Annotated in this window: 2 protein-coding genes and 1 pseudogene; 2 read left to right on the top strand and 1 reads right to left on the bottom strand. The window is 65.2% G+C overall.

Going from position 1 to position 4,213, the window contains the following annotated elements; genetic code table 11:
- Positions 1–179 precede the first annotated feature (179 nt).
- On the top strand, positions 180–1,787 hold the full coding sequence (locus tag Y703_RS19620) for a serine/threonine-protein kinase (protein ID WP_155849516.1): 1,608 nt from the start codon (positions 180–182) through the stop codon (positions 1,785–1,787).
- Positions 1,788–1,814: 27 nt separating this feature from the next.
- Here Y703_RS19620 and Y703_RS0111800 read toward each other — a convergent pair whose 3' ends face one another.
- Complete coding sequence (locus tag Y703_RS0111800; protein WP_026552856.1) at positions 1,815–2,714, bottom strand: TIGR01777 family oxidoreductase; 900 nt, start codon at positions 2,712–2,714, stop codon at positions 1,815–1,817.
- Between the two features lie 117 nt (positions 2,715–2,831).
- On the opposite strand from Y703_RS0111800, the pseudogene Y703_RS23135 reads away from it, so the two are divergent.
- Positions 2,832–4,213 (top strand): annotated as a pseudogene (locus Y703_RS23135) (PD40 domain-containing protein); the annotation flags it as partial.

The following is a 4,213-nucleotide window of genomic DNA, read 5'->3' as shown; positions in this document are numbered from 1 at the left end:
TGCAACTCCCAGCCGGTCTCGTAGTCGACGAACTCAGGGTCTAGTCCAACACGTGAATACTGAAGTGTCATGGGTCAAGGGTAGACCTGCACAGTGACATCGCTGGCATCGGCGCGTAGCCCGCCAGATACCTGTGGATAACTTCTGCGGGATTCGTGGAGATCGGCTACAACTGGTGCATGGACAGCACATCCGGCCCGAAGGTCCGCGAGAACGCCCCGGCCCCCACGCCACCGCAACTCCAGGGTTACAGCTGCGATCGTCTGCTGGGTCGAGGGGGCAGCGCCAGCGTCTGGCTGATCCGAAACGCGTCAGGGGAGCCCTTTGCGCTCAAGGTCATCGACCCCAGTGGTGGAGTGCACCGACAATCGAGCGCAGCCCGCCGTGAGGAATGGATGCTTCATCAGTTCCGGCACGAGCACCTGCTGGCGGTTCATGAAGTGGTCAGTACCGAGCAGGGGATGGCGCTCCGAATGGATTACGCGCCCGGCGGTTCGTTGCTCAATCTGGTTTCCGTCCGGGGGCCTCTCCCACCGGGAGAGGTAGTGACTGTCCTGACTCCGATGGCCCAGGTTATCGCTTATCTTCATGAGGGGGGAGCTGTCCACGGGGACGTATCTCCCGGGAACCTCCTCTTCACTGAACTCGGCAAGCCGCTGCTCGCCGACCTCGGGGTCGGACGGCTGGTGGGGGAAGGCAGACATGTTGCGGCTGGGACACCTGGCTTTCAGGAAGCACTCCGGGATCCCGACCGGTTGAACACCGAATCGGACATCTATGCGCTGGCTGCGGTCGGCTGGTACGCCTTGACCGGGAGAGTGCCGGGACCGGCGATCCAGCGTCCACCTCTGTCCCTGCTGGTGCCCGATACGCCTGCGGACCTCATGGATCTCATCAACCGGGGTCTGGACGGTGACCCGTCGGCGCGGCCGGGAGCCCATGAGTTCGCGCGAGCCGTGCAGGCCACGGCGCCTGCGGAGCCTCTCGACCTGGTGGGTGCGGTGCACCCCGAGGTGCTGCCCAGTCTGAGGACCCGATGGTCAGACCCCGGGGAATCCGATCCCCTGCAGGGACGACGTCGGCGCGGAGGCGGGAGCGGCCCGGTCAGTCGCCGGAGTCAGCACAGTCGCGCCGGAGCCGCGGCATTGGCGCTGGCAGCGCTTACCCTGCTCGCTGCCGCGGGAGTGCTCATCGCCGGGTCGCAGCTGCCGGGCGCCGGCAGGTCGCCCAACACCGAGGAATCCGGCGGACCGTCAACCGCCACATCGGGCAGCACCACAGGGGAGGCAAACGATCTAGCCCCCTTCCCTTCGCTTATCACCCAGTCGCAGGACACGACAGCCGAGGCAGGGGTGTCCATCGCAGCCCCGGCCGATCGCGATCCGCTGGACGTTCTGCCTCATCTATCCCAGGTCAGGGAGCGTGCCTTCGAGACGGCTGATCCTGACCTGTTGCACCTGGTCAACGTTGAGCAGTCAGCTGCGATGGATACCGATCGGGAAGCGTTAGGTGCGCTGGTCGACCGGGGACATGTACTGGCCGGGCTCAGAATCGACCTATCGAACCTGAGCCCGGCCGACCTTCCGGAGGGCATCGCCGCTGCCATCGGTGGCAGCGGCGATGATATTGCCGCAGTTACAGCGACAGCAACCACCTCGGGGTACACCGAAGTCGCTGCCAACGGTGACGTGCTCCGGCGCGAATCCTCATCAAGCACCCAGGAGCTTCTCTTCATTCTGCAGCGGATGGTAGCCGGGTGGCGGATCTTCGCTGTTCATGAGGTGTAAGGCGATGATGACCAGGCAGGGAACACTCTAGGCGTCCTGGGACTGTTTCACCCAGCGAGCCAGATCCTCAAGAGAGTCCTGGCCAAACTGGAAGCCGGCAGCAGTGAGCAACGCCGGTTCGAGTCGTGCGCTGGGCAGTAGGAGCTCCCGCGCCAGCTGTCCCAGGACAGTGGTCAGCACCCATTCGGGGACCCGAAAGCGGGACGGCCGGTTGAGCGCCGCGCCGAGCGCCGCAGTCAGATCATTGAGTGGCGCTGGTGAGGGCGAAGCGATATTGACTGGCCCGCTGATCCCGGTCTCAAGCAGAAATTGCATTGCCCTGGTCTGATCGTCAAGAGTCACCCATGGCCACCACTGTTCGCCTGACCCGAGGGGGCCGCCCACGAAGAGGCGGAGAGGAATCAGCAGCTTGGGGAGGGCACCGCCCCTGGTGGACATCACCACGCCGGTGCGCATCAGGACCGTGCGCACTGACGACGGCGCCCGGAGCGCTTCGGCTTCCCATCGCCTGCAGATATCCGAGAGCAGCAATCCGCCCGAGTCGGCGCTTTCCGGCAAGATCTCCGATCCCCGGTCGCCGTAGTATCCGGAGGCGGACTGGCTGAGAAAAATTTCGGGGGGCAGGTCTGCCCGGTGCATGCTGTCAACCAGCGTGCGGGTGGCAGTCAGCCGCGAGGAGTAGAGAGTTTCCTTGTAGCTCCGGGTCCAGGGCGCGCCGGCAATTCCCGCGCCCGATAAGTTGACCACCGCATCAGCCGAGTCCATGACCGACGGATCGAGACCGCCAGCTGCGGGATCCCACTGGATCTCATCGGGTCCTGACGGTCTGCGGCGGACAAGACGTTTCACCTCGTGCGCGCCCGGTTCAAGCTGCTGGATGAAGGCCTTGCCTATGGTTCCGGATGCTCCGGCGATCAGAATTCTCATGCCCTTATCCCACCACCCGGACCGGCCTATTGGGAACAACTTACTCTCGTGGCGCAGAGGGGCTTCCCTGCGCTGGCACAACGCTGTCCACTGATCGAAGGTGGCTATGATCGACGAATGGGTTCCTCACATTACTTGCGCTTTCCACATGTCTACGGTGACCTGCTCACTTTTGTAGCAGAGAACGACGTCTGGGTTGCACCGGTGTCCGGGGGACGTGCCTGGCGCATTTCGGCCATGCAGTTGCCCGCCCGCGGTCCACGATTCTCACCCGACGGGTCAACCATTGCCTGGACAGTGACACAGGCGGGGGCGCCAGAAGTGGTTGCGGCTGACACCGAGGGCGGGAACTTTCGCCGCCTGACGTATTGGGGCCACCAGAGCACCAAAGTCCGGGGGTTTACTGCCGACGGCGAGGTCATCGCCACCAGCGCTTTCCGGCACGAGGACCCGCGTCATGCCTGGGGGTACCGGGTCCCTTTGGATGGCTCAGCCCAGTCGGCCTTCCCCTATGGCCCACTCGACGCACTGGTGCACGGGCCAGCGGTGGGCGACGAGCGTCCGTTAGTCATTGGCAGCGTCCTGACCCGCGAACCCGCCTGGTGGAAGCGGTACCGGGGCGGAACCGCTGGCAAACTCTGGATGGACGCCGACGGGTCGGGGGACTTTGCCCGGTTCCTGCCGGAGCTCGATGGCAACCTCGCCGACCCAATGTGGATCAGCAACAGGCTCGCCTTCCTGTCCGACCACGAAGGGTACGGAAATCTTTACTCAGTGACGCCGCAGGGCGCAGACCTGCAGCGTCACACCGATCACGACCAGTTTTACGTTCGGCACGCCACCTCTGACGGTACCCGGGTGGTGTTCGAATCGGCCGGGTCCATCTGGCTGCTGAACTCGCTTGATGCTGAACCGATCAAACTGGACATCTCGCTCGGTTCAGCCTCGACCGGACGCCGACCCCAGCCATTGAACGTGGTGAAGCATCTGGCTGCGGCCGCCCCGGTGTCGTCGGGGTCGGCCAGCGTGGTCGAGAGCCACGGCACCTTGCACTGGCTGACCCACCGGGACGGACCATCGCGGGTGGTGGAAGCCTCGGCCGGCGTGCGTGCCCGGCTGGGGCGGGCACTCGGAGTCGATCGGGTCGCCTATATCGCCGACCATGACGGTGCGGAAGCGCTGTACATCCGAAACGTCTTCGACTCGGGCTTGTCAGCTGCCCCCAAGGCTCCGCTGGCAACGGGCACGCCGGCGGCAGGCGTCACGGCAGGGACGACCACACCGGTGCGCCAGGAGCCATCTCTGCCGGCCCCTGTGCCAGCAGCCAGCGCTGCCGACGGCGGGCCCCAACTGGATCCCGCGACCCACCAGCGGCCCGGAATCGAGCCGGAGAACGAGCCAACCCACGCAAGCGGCATCCCGGCCGAAGACACTGTGGAGGCGCAGGACACCGCTGCCGAGGCTGGCGTCCGCCGCTTCGGCTTCGACGGGCCGTTCAG

It is taken from the genome of Arthrobacter sp. H20, from assembly GCF_000520515.1.
Taxonomy (GTDB): Bacteria; Actinomycetota; Actinomycetes; order Actinomycetales; family Micrococcaceae; genus Arthrobacter_D.
This window is presented reverse-complemented; position numbering and strand designations above follow the sequence as displayed.